This is a genomic window from Pseudomonas sp. efr-133-TYG-5, from assembly GCF_030209175.1.
In the GTDB taxonomy this organism is placed as follows: Bacteria; Pseudomonadota; Gammaproteobacteria; order Pseudomonadales; family Pseudomonadaceae; genus Aquipseudomonas.
In genome coordinates this window covers 243,377-261,024 of sequence record NZ_JARVSM010000002.1, presented here as the reverse complement: position 1 = coordinate 261,024, position 17,648 = coordinate 243,377, and the positions used below count along the sequence as shown (strand labels likewise).

General features: G+C 64.1%; 13 protein-coding genes and 1 pseudogene. 10 read left to right on the top strand and 4 right to left on the bottom strand.

Annotation, left to right across the window (positions count from 1 at the left end):
- The first annotated feature begins 10 nt into the window (after positions 1 to 10).
- From thiL to QRN70_RS13370, 6 genes are all read left to right on the top strand, one after another.
- Positions 11 to 976 carry a thiamine-phosphate kinase gene (gene thiL, locus QRN70_RS13395; protein WP_285418479.1) on the top strand — a complete coding sequence of 322 codons (966 nt, stop codon included), beginning with the start codon at positions 11 to 13 and terminating at the stop codon, positions 974 to 976.
- A complete protein-coding gene (locus tag QRN70_RS13390; RefSeq protein WP_285418477.1) occupies positions 973 to 1,476 on the top strand; it encodes a phosphatidylglycerophosphatase A family protein in 504 nt (167 codons plus the stop codon). Before thiL ends, QRN70_RS13390 begins: the two co-directional genes overlap by 4 nt.
- 27 nt (positions 1,477 to 1,503) lie before the next feature.
- Positions 1,504 to 2,247 carry a substrate-binding periplasmic protein gene (locus tag QRN70_RS13385; protein ID WP_285418475.1) on the top strand — a complete coding sequence of 248 codons (744 nt, stop codon included), beginning with the start codon at positions 1,504 to 1,506 and terminating at the stop codon, positions 2,245 to 2,247.
- Positions 2,248 to 2,500: 253 nt separating this feature from the next.
- Positions 2,501 to 3,118, top strand: coding sequence for a GTP cyclohydrolase II (gene ribA, locus QRN70_RS13380; RefSeq protein ID WP_007955551.1), 618 nt, complete (start codon positions 2,501 to 2,503; stop codon positions 3,116 to 3,118).
- Positions 3,115 to 3,534, top strand: a complete 420-nt coding sequence (locus QRN70_RS13375) for an MFS transporter (protein WP_285418473.1) — start codon at positions 3,115 to 3,117, stop codon at positions 3,532 to 3,534. Before ribA ends, QRN70_RS13375 begins: the two co-directional genes overlap by 4 nt.
- On the top strand, positions 3,534 to 4,334 hold the full coding sequence (locus QRN70_RS13370; protein ID WP_285418471.1) for a cobalamin-binding protein: 801 nt from the start codon (positions 3,534 to 3,536) through the stop codon (positions 4,332 to 4,334). The genes QRN70_RS13375 and QRN70_RS13370 overlap by 1 nt, the downstream gene beginning before the upstream one ends.
- 36 nt (positions 4,335 to 4,370) lie before the next feature.
- Here QRN70_RS13370 and QRN70_RS13365 read toward each other — a convergent pair.
- The 4 genes and pseudogenes from QRN70_RS13365 to QRN70_RS13350 all read right to left on the bottom strand — a co-directional run bounded on the left by QRN70_RS13365 (position 4,371) and on the right by QRN70_RS13350 (position 9,534).
- Positions 4,371 to 6,253, bottom strand: a pseudogene (locus tag QRN70_RS13365) (TonB-dependent receptor domain-containing protein).
- Between the two features lie 164 nt (positions 6,254 to 6,417).
- Complete coding sequence (dxs, locus tag QRN70_RS13360; protein WP_285418469.1) at positions 6,418 to 8,316, bottom strand: 1-deoxy-D-xylulose-5-phosphate synthase; 1,899 nt, start codon at positions 8,314 to 8,316, stop codon at positions 6,418 to 6,420.
- 91 nt (positions 8,317 to 8,407) lie between these two features.
- Positions 8,408 to 9,295, bottom strand: coding sequence for a (2E,6E)-farnesyl diphosphate synthase (ispA, locus tag QRN70_RS13355; protein WP_285418467.1), 888 nt, complete (start codon positions 9,293 to 9,295; stop codon positions 8,408 to 8,410).
- Positions 9,292 to 9,534, bottom strand: a complete 243-nt coding sequence (locus tag QRN70_RS13350; protein ID WP_007894317.1) for an exodeoxyribonuclease VII small subunit — start codon at positions 9,532 to 9,534, stop codon at positions 9,292 to 9,294. Before QRN70_RS13350 ends, ispA begins: the two co-directional genes overlap by 4 nt.
- Before the next feature lie 364 nt (positions 9,535 to 9,898).
- Here QRN70_RS13350 and QRN70_RS13345 point away from each other — a divergent pair, with 364 nt between their 5' ends.
- The 4 genes from QRN70_RS13345 to QRN70_RS13330 are packed head-to-tail and all read left to right on the top strand — an operon-like array spanning position 9,899 to position 17,647.
- The gene (locus tag QRN70_RS13345; RefSeq protein WP_285418465.1) at positions 9,899 to 10,690 is read left to right on the top strand and encodes a YfaP family protein; all 792 of its coding nucleotides are present in this window, start codon (positions 9,899 to 9,901) and stop codon (positions 10,688 to 10,690) included.
- A gap of 38 nt (positions 10,691 to 10,728) precedes the next feature.
- Positions 10,729 to 12,441 carry a DUF2138 domain-containing protein gene (locus QRN70_RS13340; RefSeq protein WP_285418463.1) on the top strand — a complete coding sequence of 571 codons (1,713 nt, stop codon included), beginning with the start codon at positions 10,729 to 10,731 and terminating at the stop codon, positions 12,439 to 12,441.
- Positions 12,426 to 13,076, top strand: coding sequence for a DUF1175 domain-containing protein (locus QRN70_RS13335; protein ID WP_285418461.1), 651 nt, complete (start codon positions 12,426 to 12,428; stop codon positions 13,074 to 13,076). Before QRN70_RS13340 ends, QRN70_RS13335 begins: the two co-directional genes overlap by 16 nt.
- On the top strand, positions 13,073 to 17,647 hold the full coding sequence (locus QRN70_RS13330) for an alpha-2-macroglobulin family protein (protein ID WP_285418459.1): 4,575 nt from the start codon (positions 13,073 to 13,075) through the stop codon (positions 17,645 to 17,647). The genes QRN70_RS13335 and QRN70_RS13330 overlap by 4 nt, the downstream gene beginning before the upstream one ends.
- Position 17,648 lies beyond the last annotated feature (1 nt).

The following is a 17,648-nucleotide window of genomic DNA, read 5'->3' as shown; positions in this document are numbered from 1 at the left end:
TTGATACCCAATGGGCGAGTTTGAGCTGATCCGCAATTTCTTCGCCGCCGCGCCTTGTGCGCAGGGCGGCGAGGGCGTTGCCCTGGGGATCGGTGACGATTGCGCCCTGCTGGCGCTTCCCCCGGGGGAGCAGCTGGCGATTTCCACCGATACGCTGGTGGCCGGTGTCCATTTCGCCGACCCCTGCGATCCGTATCTGCTCGGTCAGCGTTCGCTGGCCGTGGCGGTCAGCGATCTGGCCGCCATGGGCGCCACGCCCGTCGCCTTTACCCTTGCCCTGACACTGCCCAAGGTCACCGCCGATTGGCTGCAAGCCTATGCCGGTGGTTTGAACCGCATGGCGCAGGGCTGTGGTGTGGCGCTGGTCGGCGGCGACACCACACGCGGGCCGTTGAGCCTGACCGTTACCGTCTTCGGCCGTGTCCCGGCCGGCCAGGCCCTGATGCGCAGCGGCGCCCGAGCGGGCGATCTGTTGTGCGTCGGCGGCGAGCTGGGAAATGCCGCCGGCGCCTTGCCGCTGGTGCTCGGTCAGCGCAGCGCCGACGCGCCGGTCGCCCAGCCATTGCTCGAGCATTACTGGTCGCCGCAACCGCAACTGGCCCTCGGCCAGGCGCTGCGCGGCAAGGCCAGCGCGGCGCTGGACATCTCCGACGGCCTGCTCGCCGACTGCGGCCATATCGCCCTCGCGTCGCGGGTGCGCCTGGAAATTGAACGCGAGCGTGTACCGTTGTCGGATGCACTGGTGGCGTTTCTCGGCCAACGCGGCGCCGAACGTGCGGCGCTGAGCGGTGGCGATGATTACGTGCTGGCTTTCACCCTGCCGGCCGTCGAATTGCCGGCGCTGCTGGCCGGCGGCTGGCCGATCCATGTGATCGGGCGCGTGGCCGAAGGGCAGGGCGTGGTGCTGCTGGACCGCGACGGACAGGACATCACCCCGCAAATCCGCGGCTATCAACATTTTCAGGAGACACCGTGACAGATCACCCGAAACAGGTTCCGGCCGAATTCGTACCGCCGTCTGTCTGGCGCAATCCCTGGCATTTCCTCGCCTTCGGTTTCGGCTCGGGCACGCTGCCCAAGGCGCCGGGCACCTGGGGCTCGTTGGTTGCGCTACCCTTTATTCCGTTATGGCAGATGTTGCCCGACTGGGGCTACTGGCTGATGCTCGGCATCACCATGCTGTTCGGCTTCTGGCTGTGCGGCAAGGTCGCCGACGATCTGCGCGTGCATGACCACGAAGGCATCGTCTGGGACGAGATGGTCGGGATGTGGATCACCCTGTGGCTGGTGCCGGAAGGCTGGTACTGGTTGCTGGCCGGGTTCCTGGTGTTCCGCTTCTTCGACATCCTCAAGCCCTGGCCGATCCGCTGGATCGACCGGCATGTGCACGGCGGTGTCGGCATCATGCTCGACGACGTCCTGGCCGGCGTCTTCGCCTGGCTGGCCATGCAGGGCCTGGTGTGGATGTTCACCTGATATCGGGGCGTAGCTGAGGGACTGGGGATGGCTCGACGCTGGTTGGCGGTGCTGGTTTTGACCTTGCTCGGTGTCGTGAGCAGTGCGCAGGTCCTGGCCGAGGATGCGCCACCGTCGGTGATTCACCTGGCCAGCGAAGACTGGGAAGACTACACCGCCGCCGACGGCCACGGCCTGGGCTGGGACGTCCTGCGCAAGGTGTTCGAGCCGGCCGGGGTGAAACTCGACATCCGCAGCGTGCCGTACACCCGCTCGGTGGGACTGGTGCAGTTGAAGGAAGTCGACGCACTGGTCGGCTCCTATCGCGACGAAGCCGCTCAGGTGCTGTACCCGCACTGGAATTTCGACTCCGACCACATCTATGCCCTCGGCCTGGCCAGCAATCCGCCGCCCACCCTGGCCACGCTGGGCAAGTACCGGCTGGCCTGGGTGCGTGGCTATCGCTATGAAAACTATCTGCCGAACATCAAACGCTACAATCAGATCGAGCGGCGCACCGGCATTCTGTCGATGCTCAAGCAGGGCCGGGCGGATTACTACATCGATGCGCTGACGGAAATCGAAGCGGTGCTGAGGGATGCCGCGGATCCGACGCAGTACCGCCACTCGCACCTGGCGGAGCTGCCGCTGTTCCTCGGCTTCGCCGATACCCCGCAGGCCCGCGCCTTGATGGCGCTGTACGATCAGCGCATGGCGCAACTGGTGAAAAGCGGCGAGCTGAAACCGATTTTCGAGAAATGGAAGCAGCCGTATCCGTTCGAGGCGAACTGAACACTTAGGTTGCGCCCAGCACGGTTCTCCCTGTGGGAGCGAGCCTGCTCGCGAAAGCGCCGGGTCAGGCCCGCAGAGCTTGAACGTGCCGATGCCTTCGCGAGCAGGCTCTCTCTCACAGCGATCTGCACTGGCCGGGAGTCATCAAACTTTTTGATCGTTATCCCCGATAATTCAGCCTAAGCGTCGCCAGGAACCTGCTGTTACAATGCCGGCCTGCGAATCTTCAGACTTTTAGATCAGGAGCACACCGGTGCCTGTCGTTTTTGTCGCCGCTTCCAAGCTGCCAACGCCTTTTGCGCAATTCACCATGCACGGTTTTCTCGATGAAGCCACCGGCCGCGAGCACGTTGTGCTGAGCCTGGGTGAGATTGCCGACGGAGCCCCGGTGCTCGGCCGCTTGCACTCCGAATGCCTGACGGGCGACGCCCTGTTCAGCCAGCGTTGCGACTGCGGCTCGCAACTCGAAGGCGCGCTCAAAGCCATCGCCCGCGAAGGGCGTGGCGTGTTGCTGTACCTGCGCCAGGAAGGCCGCGGTATCGGTCTGCTGAACAAGATCCGTGCCTACGAATTGCAGGATGGTGGCGCCGACACCGTTGAAGCCAACGAGCGTCTGGGCTTCGCCGCCGATCAGCGCGACTACGCCATGTGCCTGCCGATGCTCGAGCACCTGGGCGTGAAGTCGCTGCGCCTGATGACCAACAACCCGCGCAAGGTCAAGGCGTTGACCGACATGGGCATCGTCGTCGCCGAGCGCGTGCCGCTGCACACCGGCCATAACCCGCACAACAAACTCTACCTGGCGACCAAGGCCAGCAAGCTCGACCACATGATGGGCAACGAGCATCAGGGCGAGGTAGATCGCGCGTGACGCGGGGTCAGGTGCGGCGCCGGTTGTCGGTCGACTGGTGGAAATACCTGGCGCTGGCGCTGCTGCCGCTGTTCGTCCTCAACGCGTTGTTCGGTCAGGGCGAAGGCATTCTGCCGGTGCTGGCGATGCCATTGTTCATTGCCGGCGTCGCCTCGATGTTTGTCAGCCTGAAGTTTTTCGGCCGCTACAAACACGCGCTGATCGCTACGCAAAAAGCCCTCGATACCCCTGACGAACCTGCGGCGTGGATTGCCCTGGCGGCCCGGCGGCGCAGTGCATTCCTCGCGGCCGCACTGCCAGCATGGATCGGCGCGCTGGCGGTGTTCGTCGGCCTTGAAGCGGTACCGTTGATGCTGCTGGCGTTGTCCACGGCGGTACTGTTCTACCTCTACCGTATCCCGCGTCAACTCGGTTGATGCGGCGTTTCGGGCTGGCGCTGCTGTTGCTGGCCATCACGGGGCCCGCGCTGGCGCAATTGCGCGTGGTCAGCCTCGCCCCGTCGCTGTCTGAAATCGTCGTCGAGCTGGACTCGGCTGACCTGCTGGTCGGGGTGCTGGACGCCGGCGAGCGGCCGGCAGCGATTGCTCAGGTTGCGTCTGTAGGTCGCTATGGTCAGCTCGACATGGAGCGGTTGTTGAGCCTCAAGCCGGATTTGCTGTTGCTGTGGCCCGGCAGTGTCGGCCCGGCGCAGCGCGATCAGTTGCAGCGTCTGGGCCTCCCGATCTTTGTCGCCGAACCGCATTCCCTTGAACAACTCATCACCCAGATTAAAGCCATTGCCGCGCAACTGGGGCGACCTTCGCGCGGGGTGGTGCGAGCGAGCGAACTGCGCAAGCAACTCACCGAGTTACGCCAACGCTATCGCCGGGACACGCCGCTGAAGGTGTTCTATCAAGTCTGGGACAAGCCGCTGTACACCGTCGGTGGCGGGCAGATCATCAGCGATGCGCTCGAGGTCTGCGGCGCACGCAATGTGTTTGCCGACCTGAGTTTGCCGGCCCCGCAGGTGAGTATCGAAGCGGTGCTGCAGCGCGATCCGCAGGTGATTCTGGCGGGAGATCAGGCCCAGCTCGATGCGTGGAAAGACTGGCCGCGGGTAGCAGCAGTGAAGCAGGGGAAACTACTGTTGGTTACCGATAAAGGCCTTGAGCGCCCAAGCGGCCAAATGCTCGATGCCACCGCCAAACTCTGCGAATTGATCGCGCCTGACCGCTGAAGCCGAGCAGGCCAGGCAAATCAGCGAAGATTCAAATCAAAGCTGGGGAGTCCAGGTGACCCCAAACATCCACGCCCGACCTTCCTCGCGATAGCCATACTGGCTGCCGTCATGGCTGTAATTCGCCCGGCTGTAGCCTTTGTCGAAAACGTTATCGACCTTCAGATCCAGCTTGATCTCGCGGTTCAGCGCCCAGCTGCTGCGCAAGCCGAACAAGGCGTAGCCACCCAGCGGGTTTTCATTTTTCAGGTCGTCATAACTGCTGCTGACGGCCTGCCAACTGGCACCGACGCCGATCTGCTCAAACTGCCGATCCAGATCCCAGCTCAATGTCCGCCGCGCACGCCGCGCCAGTGTGTGGCCGCTGTCGCGGTCGCGCGGGTCGATGATGGCCATGCCGAGGTTGCTCTGCCAGCCGAACAGTTCCTGTTTCAGCGCTGTTTCGAAGCCATTGATCTGTGCCGAGGCAACGTTCTGCGGGCGTGAATTGCTGCCGAAAATGATCGCGTCCTGCAGAACGGTGCGGTACAGCGAGGTTTCCAGGCGTGCGCTATCGCTCAGCTGACTGCGCCATTGCAGCTCGTAGCTTTTCGAGGTTTCCGGCTTCAGGTCCGGGTTGCTGAAATCCGGGTAATAGAGGTCGTTGAAGGTTGGCGCTCGAAAGCCTTCGCTGTAACTCAACAGCACGTCGTTGTCGGGATTCAGTGGCACGGTGAGGGTGCCGCTCCAGGTGTTCTGACTGCCGAACTGCTGGTTGTCGTCGTGGCGCAGGCCCAGCTCGGTGGAGAAACTGTCGCCCTGAAAGCGATGCTGGATAAACGCCGCGCGGTTCCAGCGGCTGTCCTCGTCGAACGCGGTGCTGCTGTTGATCCGATCCTGATACGCATCGCCGCCGAGCATCAGGCTGTTGCGTGCGTCCAGGGTCAGGTCGTTCTGCCAGGTCAGCGAGTCGCGGTAGGTGTTGAACACCGTGCGCTCGGCGCTGAGCTTGTCGAACGTCTTCTCGCGGTTTTCGCTGTGGCCCAGTTCGACGCGGGTTTTCCAGCTGTCGTTGACCCGTGCATCCAGGTAGCTGCTGACGCCGCTGACATCAAAATCGCTGTAGGGCTGCTGCTGGACCGACTCGAAGGTGCTCATGTCGAAGCGGCCGAACGGGTTGTCGAACTCGCTCTTGCCGCGGTTATCCAGCAGGTGGCGCCGACTTCGATGTCATCGCTCAGCGCATGGCTGAGGCTCAGGCTGATGGATTGGTTGCGGTAGGCATCGTGGTCGCTGTCGCTGGGGTAGGACTCGTGAGTGCGGTCGAGGCCAGCGGTGTCATCGAGGCTGGCGCCGAGGTTGAAGCGGGTCTGCTCGTCGCCACCTGACAGGCCGAGGCTGCGCTCCCAGGTCTGGTTGCTGCCGAAGCCGACGTGCAGGCGTGGTTGCAGGCCTTGTTCGGTGCCGCGGCGGGTGAAGATCTGGATCACCCCGCCGATCGCATCGCTGCCGTAGATCACCGAGCGCGAACCGCGCAGCACTTCCACCCGCTCGATCTGCTCGATGTTGAGGTGTTGCAGGTTGCTGTCGCCGGACGTCGAATTGCCGATGCGCTGGCCGTCGACCAGCACCAGGCTCTGTGCCGACTGGGTGCCACGAATGTAAATCCCCGGCAGGCTGCCGCGGCCGCCGGTCTGCGCCACTTGTACGCCCGGCACCCGCTGCAGCAGGTCGGTGACGCTGCGCGCTTGCAGGCGCTCGATGTCTTCGCGGGTGAACACGGTATTCGCCGCGCTGCTGTCGTTGCGTGCTTCGACCTGGCGATTGGCGCTGATCAGTACATCCGGCAGCTTCAGGGCTTCGTCGCGTTCGAAGCTGTCAGCAAGGGCGCTGGTGGTTGGCAGCAGGAGGAGGGGCAGGGCGAGGCGCGAGAGGTTCATGGGGGATCCGTAGGTCTTTCGGGTGTACACAGATTTTGTAGCCGCACAAAACACTGTGGGAGCGAGCTTGCCCGCGAAAGCGTCGGCACAATCAACAATGATGTTGGATGTGCCGGCCTCTTCGCGGGCAAGCCCGCTCCCACAGGGATCGTGTGTTTAGCGAGTCAGCGGTTCAACAGCTCCAGGCGCTCGCGAATCGACGCCTCGATTCCGGTCTCGTCCAGCCCGCACTCGGCAAGCATCTGCGCCGGTTTGGCGTGCTCGACGTAGGTGTCCGGCAAGCCCAGGTGCAGCATCGACTTGAGGATGTTCTCGCGCGCCAGGAACTCGCTGACCGCACCGCCGGCGCCGCCCATGACGGCGTTCTCTTCGACGGTCACCAGCAGTTCGTGGCGGCCGGCGATCTCGCGCACCAGGGCTTCATCCAGTGGCTTGACGAAGCGCATGTCGACCACGGTCGCATCCAGCTTCTCGGCGACTTTCAGCGCCTCGCTCAGTTGCACGCCGAACACCAGCAGGGCGACTCGGCTGCCCTGACGGCGGACGATGCCCTTGCCGATTTCGATCGGTTCGAGGTCTTGCTCGATGCTCGCGTTCGGCCCCGTACCGCGTGGGTAACGCACCGCCGCCGGGCCGTTGTACAGGTGGCCGGTGGTGAGCATCTTGCGCAGTTCGTTTTCGTCGCTCGGGGTCATGATGAGCATGCCCGGGATGCAGCGCAGGAACGACAGGTCGAAGCTGCCGGCATGGGTCGGGCCGTCCTCGCCGACCAGGCCGGCGCGGTCGATGGCGAACAGCACGTCGAGATTCTGCACGGCCACGTCGTGAACCAGTTGGTCATAGCCGCGCTGCAGGAAGGTCGAGTAGATCGCCACCACCGGCTTCGCGCCTTCGCAGGCCATGCCGGCCGCGAGGGTCACGGCGTGCTGTTCGGCAATTGCCACGTCGAAGTAGCGCAGCGGGAAGCGTTCGCTGAACGCCACCAGATCGGAGCCTTCCTTCATGGCCGGGGTGATCCCGACCAGACGCGGATCGGCCGCCGCCATGTCGCACAGCCATTGGCCGAACACGGCCGAATATTTCGGCCCGCTGACTTTCTTCGGCGCCGCGGCCGGGGCATCGAGCGGTTCGAGCTTGGTGATCGCGTGGTAACCGATCGGATCGACCTCCGCCGGGGCGAAGCCTTTGCCTTTCTTGGTGACGATGTGCAGGAACTGCGGGCCTTTGAGATCGCGCATGTTGCGCAGGGTGGCGATCAGGGTCGGCAGGTCATGGCCGTCGATCGGGCCGATGTAGTTCCAGCCCAGCTCTTCGAACAGGGTGCCGGGAACCAGCATGCCCTTGGCGTATTCTTCGGTGCGGCGGGCGATTTCCCAGGCGCCGGGCAGGCGCGAAAGGACTTTCTTGCTGCCCTCGCGCATGCTCGCGTAGGTGCGGCTGGAAAGGATTTTCGCCAGGTAGTTGGACAGGCCGCCGACATTGCGCGAGATCGACATGTCGTTGTCGTTGAGGATCACCAGCATGTTGGCGTCGACTTCCGGCGCGTGGTTCAGCGCCTCGAAGGCCATGCCGGCGGTCAACGCGCCGTCGCCGATCACCGCGATGGCCTTGCGCTCGCTGTTTTGCAGGCGGGCGGCGATGGCCATGCCCAGCGCGGCGCTGATCGAGGTACTGGAGTGACCGACGCCGAAGGTGTCGTACTCGCTCTCCGAGCGCCGCGGGAACGCAGCGATGCCGTCCTTCTGGCGCAGGGTTTCCATGCGCTCGCGACGGCCGGTGAGGATCTTGTGCGGATACGCCTGATGGCCGACGTCCCACACCAGCCGGTCATCCGGGGTGTCGAAGACGTAATGCAGCGCGATGGTCAGCTCGATCACGCCCAGGCCGGCACCGAAATGCCCACCGGTCTGGCCGACCGTGTAGAGCAATTCCAGGCGCAACTCATCGGCCAGGGTTTCCAGCTCGGCTTCGCCTAACCGGCGCAGACCGTCCGGCGTGTTCGCGCGGTCGAGCAGGGGCGTGGTCGGGCGCTTGCGGGGAATCTCATGAAACGTCGTGGGCATCAGGCGAATCGTTATAGGTATAGAAGATGCGGCAGTTTACCTGATGCATCGCCCCCTGCCCACGCGTTGGTCTTTTTTGGCGGATTCGCCGTCAGTTGCGCCGGTCGACGATATACCGGGCCAGCTCGCGCAAAGGCTCGGCGGCCGCGTCAAACGGTCGCAGGGCGTGCAGCGCCTGATCGCGCAGTTCCAGGGCGTAGGCCTTGGCCGCGTCCAGCCCAAGCAGGGCCGGGTAGGTCGGTTTGCCGCGGGCGATGTCGGCACCCTGGCGTTTGCCGAGGGTTTCGGTATCGCTTTCGACGTCGAGGATGTCGTCCTGCACCTGGAACGCCAGGCCGATGGCCTGTGCATAACTCTGCAGGGATTTCAGTTCATCCTGCTCGGCACGGCCGCTGGCGAGGGCGCCGAGTCTGACGCTGACTTCGATCAGCGCGCCGGTCTTGTGCCGGTGCATCTGTTCGAGGGCCTTCTGGTCGAGCTTGAGGCCGACCGAGCCAAGGTCGATGGCCTGGCCGCCGACCATGCCCGCCGGGCCTGCCGCGTGGGCCAGGGCCGTCACCTGTTGCAGGCGGATGGCGGCGTCGAGGCTGCTCAGGCGCGGGTCGAGCAGGGCGCTGAAGGCCAGGCTCTGCAAACCGTCGCCGGCGAGGATGGCGCAGGCTTCGTCGAATTGCTTGTGGGTGGTCGGCTGGCCGCGACGCAGATCGTCGTCGTCCATCGCCGGCAGGTCATCGTGCACCAGCGAATAGGCGTGAATCAGCTCCACTGCGCACGCTGCGCCGTTGGCCTGCTCGGCTTTGCCGCCCAGCGCTTCACACGCCGCGTAGGCCAGCAGCGGGCGCACGCGCTTGCCGCCGTTCATCACGCTGTAGCGCATGGCTTCATACAGCCGCGCCAGTTCCGGCAGCGGCGCGTGGAACAGGGTTTCCAGGGCGGCGTTGACCCGCGCCTGGCTGGAGGCCGAATACGCTGCAATCATTCTGGCTGATCCGCGTCGAAGGGCTCTTCGGCAAGTTCGCCGTCGCGTTCCAGCAGCACCTGGACTTTCTGCTCGGCCTGGGCCAGCGCCGCCTGGCAGTCACGGGTCAGGCCGATGCCCTGCTCGAAAGCGGTCAGCGAGTCTTCCAGCGACAATTCACCGTTCTCCAGACGCTCGACCAATGTTTGCAGGTCGGCGAGGGACTGTTCGAAATCCAGTGCAGCTTTTTTGCGGGCCATGGCGGCGATTTCCGGTTGACGTTAAACCGGCGCGACACTAGCAGATAGGGGGTTTATGGGCAAATGAGCGGCGGGTTCTCGGGCATGGCCGGCGTATGGGAAACAGGTTTTCAACGTTATGGAAATTATTCGGCTCATTTTGTGAGCCGAATAAGTCCGCTATTCGGCTCATACCCGGTAAAAGTGCGTGATTGCCGCCGCATTTCAAGATGTATCCGATTGTTAAAAAACTGCCGAATCGCTAACCTTCGCGCCTTCTACGACCCGATAGTCACGGGTCTTTCAGACGAAACGCAGTTTTCACCGCTGTGAAGTACCGAGGATCGGGTGCAAGGTTTCGTTCAGGCATGGCAGGAGGCATCACATGCGTTCATTTCTTTGGCTGCTGATCGGCTTGGCGTGCGCGCCTGCGCTGCTGGCGGCGCCGAGCGCCGAACTGACGGAACCGTCGGCCGGCTGGCGTTATCACGGCCTGCTCGATCGCAGCGAAAACCCGCAAGTTGCCTACCCGACGCCGCCCATCGATCGCGGCATCCAGCGCAATCGCACGATGATCCAGGGCCAGCTCAAGGCTATCGGCAACCAGCGCGGGCCGCATACGCTGGCGGTCAATGGCAATCCGCTCAATCTGTATACCGATGACGACGGTCGCTTCGCCCGGCCGTATGCGTTCGGCGCCGGTTCCAACAGCGTCGAAGTGCGCAGCGCCGAGGGTCAGTCGCTCAAGCGTGTGCAGTTCTATGAAGCGAACAACCTGCGCACACCGGCAAGAATTCGCGTGGTGTTGGGCTGGGATGATCCGAAGGCCGAACTCGACCTGCACATCATTACCCCCGACGGCCAGCATGCGTTCTTCGCCAACACCGCGCTGACCAACGGCGGCGGCCTCGACCCGGATGGCGTCGACGGCCCCGGCCCGGAGATGTTCACCATGACGGCGCCGCTGCACGGCACCTACCTGGTTTACGTCAACTATTGGGGCAACTTCGGTGACGGCGGCTATAACTTCGAGGAGGCCAGCAATCAGAACGAGGTGATCACCTCGCAGATCACCCTGGTGCTCAACGAAAACACCGTCGACGAAAAACGCGAAACGTTCATCGTGCCCCTGCGGGCCATCGGTGATCTGCTGCTGGTCAAGACTTTCAATTATTAAGCATCCCGCTCCACGGATGAACTTCGGGTTTTGTGAACATGAGTGATAACGCTGCTTCTCCGGCCGTTCCGACACCGGCCGGTCAAACTCCCCGGCGCTGGCCGTTGCTGCTGGCCGGACTGTGCCTGGTGGCCGGTGTGGCGGGCGGGCTCGGCTGGTGGCTGCACAAACCCAAGGCGCCGCCGGCAGAGCTGGCCAGCGACAAACTCGGCCTGAGCCGTCCCGATGCGCTGCTGGAAACCCGCTCCCTGAGCCAGTTGCCCAAGGACTTGCTGACGGTGCCGTTCCTCAAGGCCACCCTCACCGAAGATTTCGTCTTCTATTACGAAACCCACGCCGACCGCCTCGGCCTGATCGGCAGTCTGCGGCGGATCATCTACGAGCACGACCTGAAACTGCAGGACAGCCTGATCGAGCAGTTGTTTGACCAACCGGCGGATGTGGCGCTGTGGCGCGGGGCCGACGGGCGCCTGCGGGATTTCCTCCTGGTGATGGATCGCGGCGGGCTGGCCAAGGTGCTGGAGCCGTTGGCGAAGGTGGCGCTGGATGACGCGCAACTGAGCGTGTTCAGCACGCTGAAAGTCGCGGGTGACGAGGTGCCGCTGTATCAACTGAGCTACAACGCCAGCAAATCGCTGCTGTTCGCCTCGCGGGGCGACAAACTGGTGGTGCTGTCCAATCCGAACAAGTTCTACGACCCGGCCAACGGCGAGTCCGAAGAACCCGCGCACGTCTCGCCTCAAGCGCTCGCGGCGCTGCTCAACGGCGACAAACTGTTCCCCGAGGCCTTCGGTCTGCAGGCCAAGGCACCGCAAATCAAACAGCGCCTGTCGGTCAATGCCAGTGTTTTGGCCATGGGCTATCAGCGCTTCATCCCGAATTTCGCCGGACTGCGTTTCGACATGGACGACACCGGCTGGCACAGCTTCCTGGCCATGGATGAACTGGACAACCAGCCGGACTTCGACTTCAAACCGGTCTGGCAGGCCATGCCGCTGGGCGCCAGTGCCTGCGTGACCCTGCCGGTGGCGGCCGAACCGCAAAAACCGCTGCTGGTGAAACTCGGCGCCGAAGAAGCGGTGGCGCAGAAGCTCACCGAACACGTGGCCGGCGCAGCGGGCCTGTGCTGGTACGCCGATTCGCGCCTGTATACGCCGCTGCTGGTGGCCAGTCTGAAAGACCAGGACAACGGCCAGCTCGATGGCGATCTCGGCACGCTGTTCGGTTCGATGGTGGGTGCCTACGAACCTAACGTCGATGAACACGCGTTCCCGGTGGTCGAGAAGCAGCAAGGCCAGAGCCACGTCTGGCAGCGTCAGGTCAGCTCCAGCTTCGGCCCGTACGCCGCGAAGACTGCCGAGAACCCGGACGCGATCAGCGGCCGCGCGTTCATGAAAGTCAGCCTCGCGCGGCACGGTTCGACGCTGCTCTTCTCCCTCGACGACAAACTGGTCGACAAGGCCCTCGGCACCCTCGACAAACGCTTCCCGCCGATGGCCGATGTGCTGCCCAAGGATGTGCTGATGCCGATCTACTTCGGTCCGGATTCGATGGCGCAACTGATGCAGCAGGAAACCCTCGACAGCCTGCCGCAGGACATGGAACCGGTGTTCTACAACGCCGCGCAAACCTACCTGATGCCGAAGCTGCGCACCCTCGGCGGCTATGGCAAATACGCCCTGACCCTGCCCGAAAGCAGCGAGCCCGACGGCCACTGGCAATGGCTGCCGCTGGAATGGAAAGCGCTGTGACGGCATTGATCCGCAGCCTCGGCCTGCTGGCGCTGCTGCTCAGCGCCGGCGCCCGCGCGGTCGACGCGCCGGCGCTGGATCCGGCGCAGTCGCAGGTATTCCGCGCCTGGTTCGTGCGCATCGCCCAGGAGCAACTGAGCCAGGGCCCGAGCCCGCGCTGGTACCAGCAGGATTGCGCCGGGCTGGTGCGCTTCGCCGCCAACGAAGCGCTGAAAGTCCACGACGACAGATGGCTGCGCAGCAATGGCCTGTCCAATCGTTACCTGCCGCCGGAACTGGCCCTCAGTGCCAAACAGCGCAAGCTCGCCCAGCAATGGCAGCAGGGCGGCGGCAAGGTCGGGCCCTACGTCAATGCGATCAAACTGATCCAGTTCAACAGCCATCTGGTCAGCCGCGACGTGTCCCAGGCGCGCCCCGGCGACCTGATGTTTTTCGATCAGGGCGACGACCAGCACCTGATGATCTGGATGGGCCGCTACATCGCCTATCACACCGGCACCACCACCCCCACTGACAACGGCATGCGTTCGGCAAGCCTGCAACAACTCATGACATGGAAGGACACCCGATGGATACCCGACGCAGCCAACCCCAACTTCATCGGCGTCTATCGACTGAACTTTCTCACCCAATGACCGGTGCCCGCATGCTGCGACTCTGCGCTCGAATTCCTCTGCTGCTGGCGCTGTTGCTGCCACTGGCGACCGTCAACGCTGAAGACTCCGTGGCGCCGAGCGGCTACACGCCGGTGTCGGGGGAAAGCTTCTTCCTGCTCGCCGACAGCAGTTTCGCCGCCGACGAGCAGGCGATGGTCCGGCTCGAAGCGCCGGGCCGCGACTATCGCCGCTTTCGCATGGAGCCCTATGGCGGCGCCGACATCCGCGTGTACCGCATCGACAAGCCGCTGGATTTCCTCAAGCGCCAGAAGAACCTGCACCGCGTGGTCAGTGACGGTCAGTTCAAGGGTGAAGGCCTGTCCAACACCCTCGCGTATTTGTGGGACAACTGGTATCGCAAGTCGCGCCGGGTGATGCAGCGGGCGTTTTCCTACGAGTCGCGTCAGCAAGTCACCGAGCAAGTGCCGGAACTGAAAATGGGCGACGCCATGGCTGCGCCGACGCCGTACGAGGCGCCGGCGCAGTTTGCCCTGATCCCGGGCCTGCCGGTGGTCAGCCAGTTCCGCTATCCGCTGTGGCAGGCCAAACCCATCCAGCCGCCGGCGGGCGTGAACCTGGCCGGGTCGTCGAGCGAGTTTGTCAGTGTCGCGCCGGGCAACGTCTATATCCCGCTGGGTCACCTCAAGCCGGGCCTGTATCTGGTCGAGGCGCTGATCGGCAAGTACCGCGCGACCACCATGGTTTTCGTCTCCAACACCGTGGCGGTGAGCAAGATTGCCGGTGACGAATTGCTGGTCTGGGCGGCGCGCAAACACGAAGGCAGCTCGGTGCCCAAGGTCAACGTGCTGTGGACCGACGGCCTCGGCGTGATGAGCAGTGGCGCTACCGACGCCGATGGCCTGCTGCGCCTGAAACACGTCAGCCCCGAGCGTTCGTTCGTCATCGGCGAGGACGAAGAGGGCGGGGTGTTCGTCTCCGAGAACTTCTATTACGACAGCGAAATCTACGACACCAAGCTTTACGCGTTCACCGACCGGCCGCTGTATCGCCCGGGTGACTGGGTGGCGCTGAAAATCGTCGGCCGCGAATTCAAGAACGCGCGGGACTCGGTGCTGCCGGGTGCGGCGGATGTCAGCGTCAGCGTCCTCGACGCCACCGGCACCGAGCTGCAACACCTCGACCTGAAACTCGATTCCAAGGCCGGTACCCAGGGCCGCTTCCAGTTGCCGGACAACGCCGTGGCCGGGGGGTACGAGATCCGTTTCAACTACAAGGAGCAGGCCTACAGCAGCGCCTTCCGTGTGGCCGAGTACATCAAGCCGCACTTCGAGATTTCGCTGAACCTGGCCAAGCAGGATTACCGCACCGGCGAGCCGGTCAAGGGCAGCCTGGTGCTGCTGTACCCGGACGGCAAACCGGTGGCCAATGCCAAACTCAGCCTGAGCCTGCGCGCCCAGCAGCTGTCGATGGTCGACAACGAGCTGCAATACCTCGGGCAATTCCCGGTGGAGCTGACCAGCAGCGAACTGACCACTGACAGCAAGGGCAACGCGACGCTGGATCTGCCGGCCGCGGAAAAACCGAGCCGCTACATGCTCACCGTATTCGCCAGCGATGGCGCGGCGTATCGGGTCAAGACCACCAAGGAAATCCTCATCGACCGGGGCGCCGCGAGTTTCCGTCTGAGCGCACCGCAGCGCTTCAGTGCGGTCAACGACAAAGTCGCGTTCAGCTACGCCAACGAGGGTGGCAGCGCGCAAGCGCAGGCCGTCGTCCCCGCCAGTTACAGCTGGGTGCGCCTCGAAGACCAGACGACCGGCGAGGGCAAACTGGCGGCGAAGGACAAAGGCTTCAGCCTGACCTTCGAACGCCCGGGCACTTACAACCTCTCGCTGAAAGATCAGCACGGCCGGGTGCTGGGTGCCACGGGGCATTCGGTGACGGGCGAAGGCGTCAAAGCGGTGCCGGGCACGGTGGAAATCGTCCTCGACAAGCCGGAGTACAAGGCTGGCGACGAAGCACTGGCACTGATTACCTTTCCCGAGCCGGTCAGCGATGCCCTGTTGTCGCTGGAGCGCGACAAGGTCGAAGCCACCGCGCTGCTGGCCAAGGGTGGCGACTGGCTGAAGCTGGAAAAACTCAGCGACACCCAGTACCGCGCGCGCATCCCGGTGAAGGACAGCTTCGCGCCCAACCTGACCTTCTCCGTGCTGTACACCAAGGGCGGCCAGTACAGCTTCCAGAATGCCGGGATCAAGGTGATCGCGCCGCAGATCGACGTGGCAATCAGCACCGACAAAGCGGTCTATCAACCGGGCGAGACCGTCACCGTCGACCTGACCACGCAGTTCGCCGGCAAAGCGGTACCGGCGCACCTGACGGTCAGCGTGGTCGACGAAATGGTCTACGCACTGCAACCGGAAGTCGCACCGACCATCGACCAGTTCTTCTACCACCCACGGCGCAACAACGTGCGCACCAGCGCCAGCCTGTCGTTCATCAGCTACGACGTGGCGCTGCCGGGCAGCCCTGGCGCGCCGGGCAAGGCCAACCGCAGCGAGCGTGGGGTGAAAGTGCTGGAACGGCCGCGGCGCGAAGACGTCGACACCGCCGCATGGCAGCCGGAACTGCTGACCGACGCCGACGGCAAGACCCGCTTCACCTTCAAGATGCCGGACTCGCTGACTCGCTGGCGCATCACCGCGCGGGCGATTGCCGATGACGGTCAGGTCGGGCAGAAAAAGCAGTTCGTCCGTTCGGAAAAACCGCTGTACCTGAAGTGGAGCGGGCCGAGCAGATTCCGCAAGGGCGATCAGCCGCAACTGGGTGTGTTCGCGTTCAGCCAGGCCGAGAAACCGGTGAAAGCCGAACTGGTCAGCCATTACGCCGGTGCTGAACAGCGCGTGCCGGTGACCCTGAACAACGGCATCAACTACGTGCCGCTGCCAGCGTTTGCCTTGGCCACGGGGGAGTGGACGGCCGAACTGGTACAGGACGGCAAAATCGCCGATGCCCTGGCGGTGCGCCTGAGTGCCACCGGCGAAGGCTGGCAAGTCACGCAGACGCAAAGTCTCGATGTGGTCAGCGGCGACACACCGCTGAGCCTGCCGGCGGATGCCACGGATATCCGCCTGCGCCTGGACGACAGTCCGCAAGCGCTGTTCCGTGCCGCTCTGGATGATCTGCTCAGCTATCCGTACGGCGGCGTCGAGCAGACCGCCAGCCGTTTGCTGCCGTTGAGCATCGCTTACCCGTCGCTGGCGTCGAGCCCGCAGATCCGTGATCGCCTGCGTCTGATCATGCAGAACAGCCGTCTGCGCCTGGTGCAGATGGCCGGACCGTCGGCGAGCTTCACTTGGTGGGGCTACGATGGCGAGCCGGATGCCTTCCTCACCGCGTACGCCTACTACGCCGACTGGAACGCCAGTCACGTGCTGGACCTGACCCTGCCGCCAGAGCACTGGCAGCGGGTGCTGGAGGTCTACGCCAAACAAGCGCCGAACACGCCGTTGCTGCAGCGGGCGCTGATCCTGTCGTTCGCCAGACAGATGCACCTGCCGGTGAACACCTTGCTCAGCGGTTTGATCGACGATCTGACGAAGGCCGGTGAAGGCAATGCCGACACCCTGATGGACGGCGGCGAAGACAGCCTGGTGATGAGCGATCCGGATTCGGCGCTGGGCCTGGCGGCGGCACGGGTGTTGACCGCGGCGCTGGCGACCCAGGCGAAAGTGGCTCTGCCGGATGCCTTCAATCGGCAGTTGGGCGCGGCGCAACAGCGTCTGGCGGTCAGCTCGCAGCCGTTCGCCGAGGCGCTGAACCTATCCCTGCAACCGTTCGATCAGGCACGTGCGACGGCGTTGCTGCAGCGTCTGCTGCCCCAGCAATCGACCCTGGAGCGCGCCCTGGCGCTGACCTGGCTGCAACGCAGCATCGCCCAGGCTTCGCCGACTATCGCGCTGCAGCCGGGTGCAGGCTGGAAGAAAAACTACGCGGCCAGCGGTGAGATGTTCTGGACGTGGCAAGGCGCGACGCCGCTGCCGAGCGTGTTGTCGGTGGCCGGTACGCAGGAGCGGCCGTTGCGCGCGGCGCTGAGCTTCCAGACTCAGCAACCGCCGGTCGAGGCAATGCCGGTCAGCATTACCCGGCGCCTGTCGCGGCTGGTGCCGGGCGACGAAGCGTTCACCTTCAAACTGGAGCCGGTGGGCAATAAACCGCTGTCCAGTGACAGCCTGTATCTGGACGAAGTGATCCTCACCGGCAAAGCCGCGAAACCGCTGCGCTACGGCATGCTCGAAGTGCCGCTGCCGCCGGGCGCCGATGTCGAGCGCACCACCTGGGGCATCAAGTTGCAGGGCAAGGACGGCACCGAGCCGACCGCGTTGGAAAAGGCCCGCTTCGAGCCGGGGCAACTGGCGTATGCGGTGCCGGTGGATGCGCTGAGCGGCGAGTTGCGTCTGCGTCATCTGGTGCGTTTCTCGCAGAAGGGCCAGTTCAATCTGCCGCCGGTGCGTTTCACTCAGGTCTACGCCCCGCAGCATCAGGCCCAGGAAGCGAAAGCCGCCCTCGGTCAGGTCACGGTCAACTGAC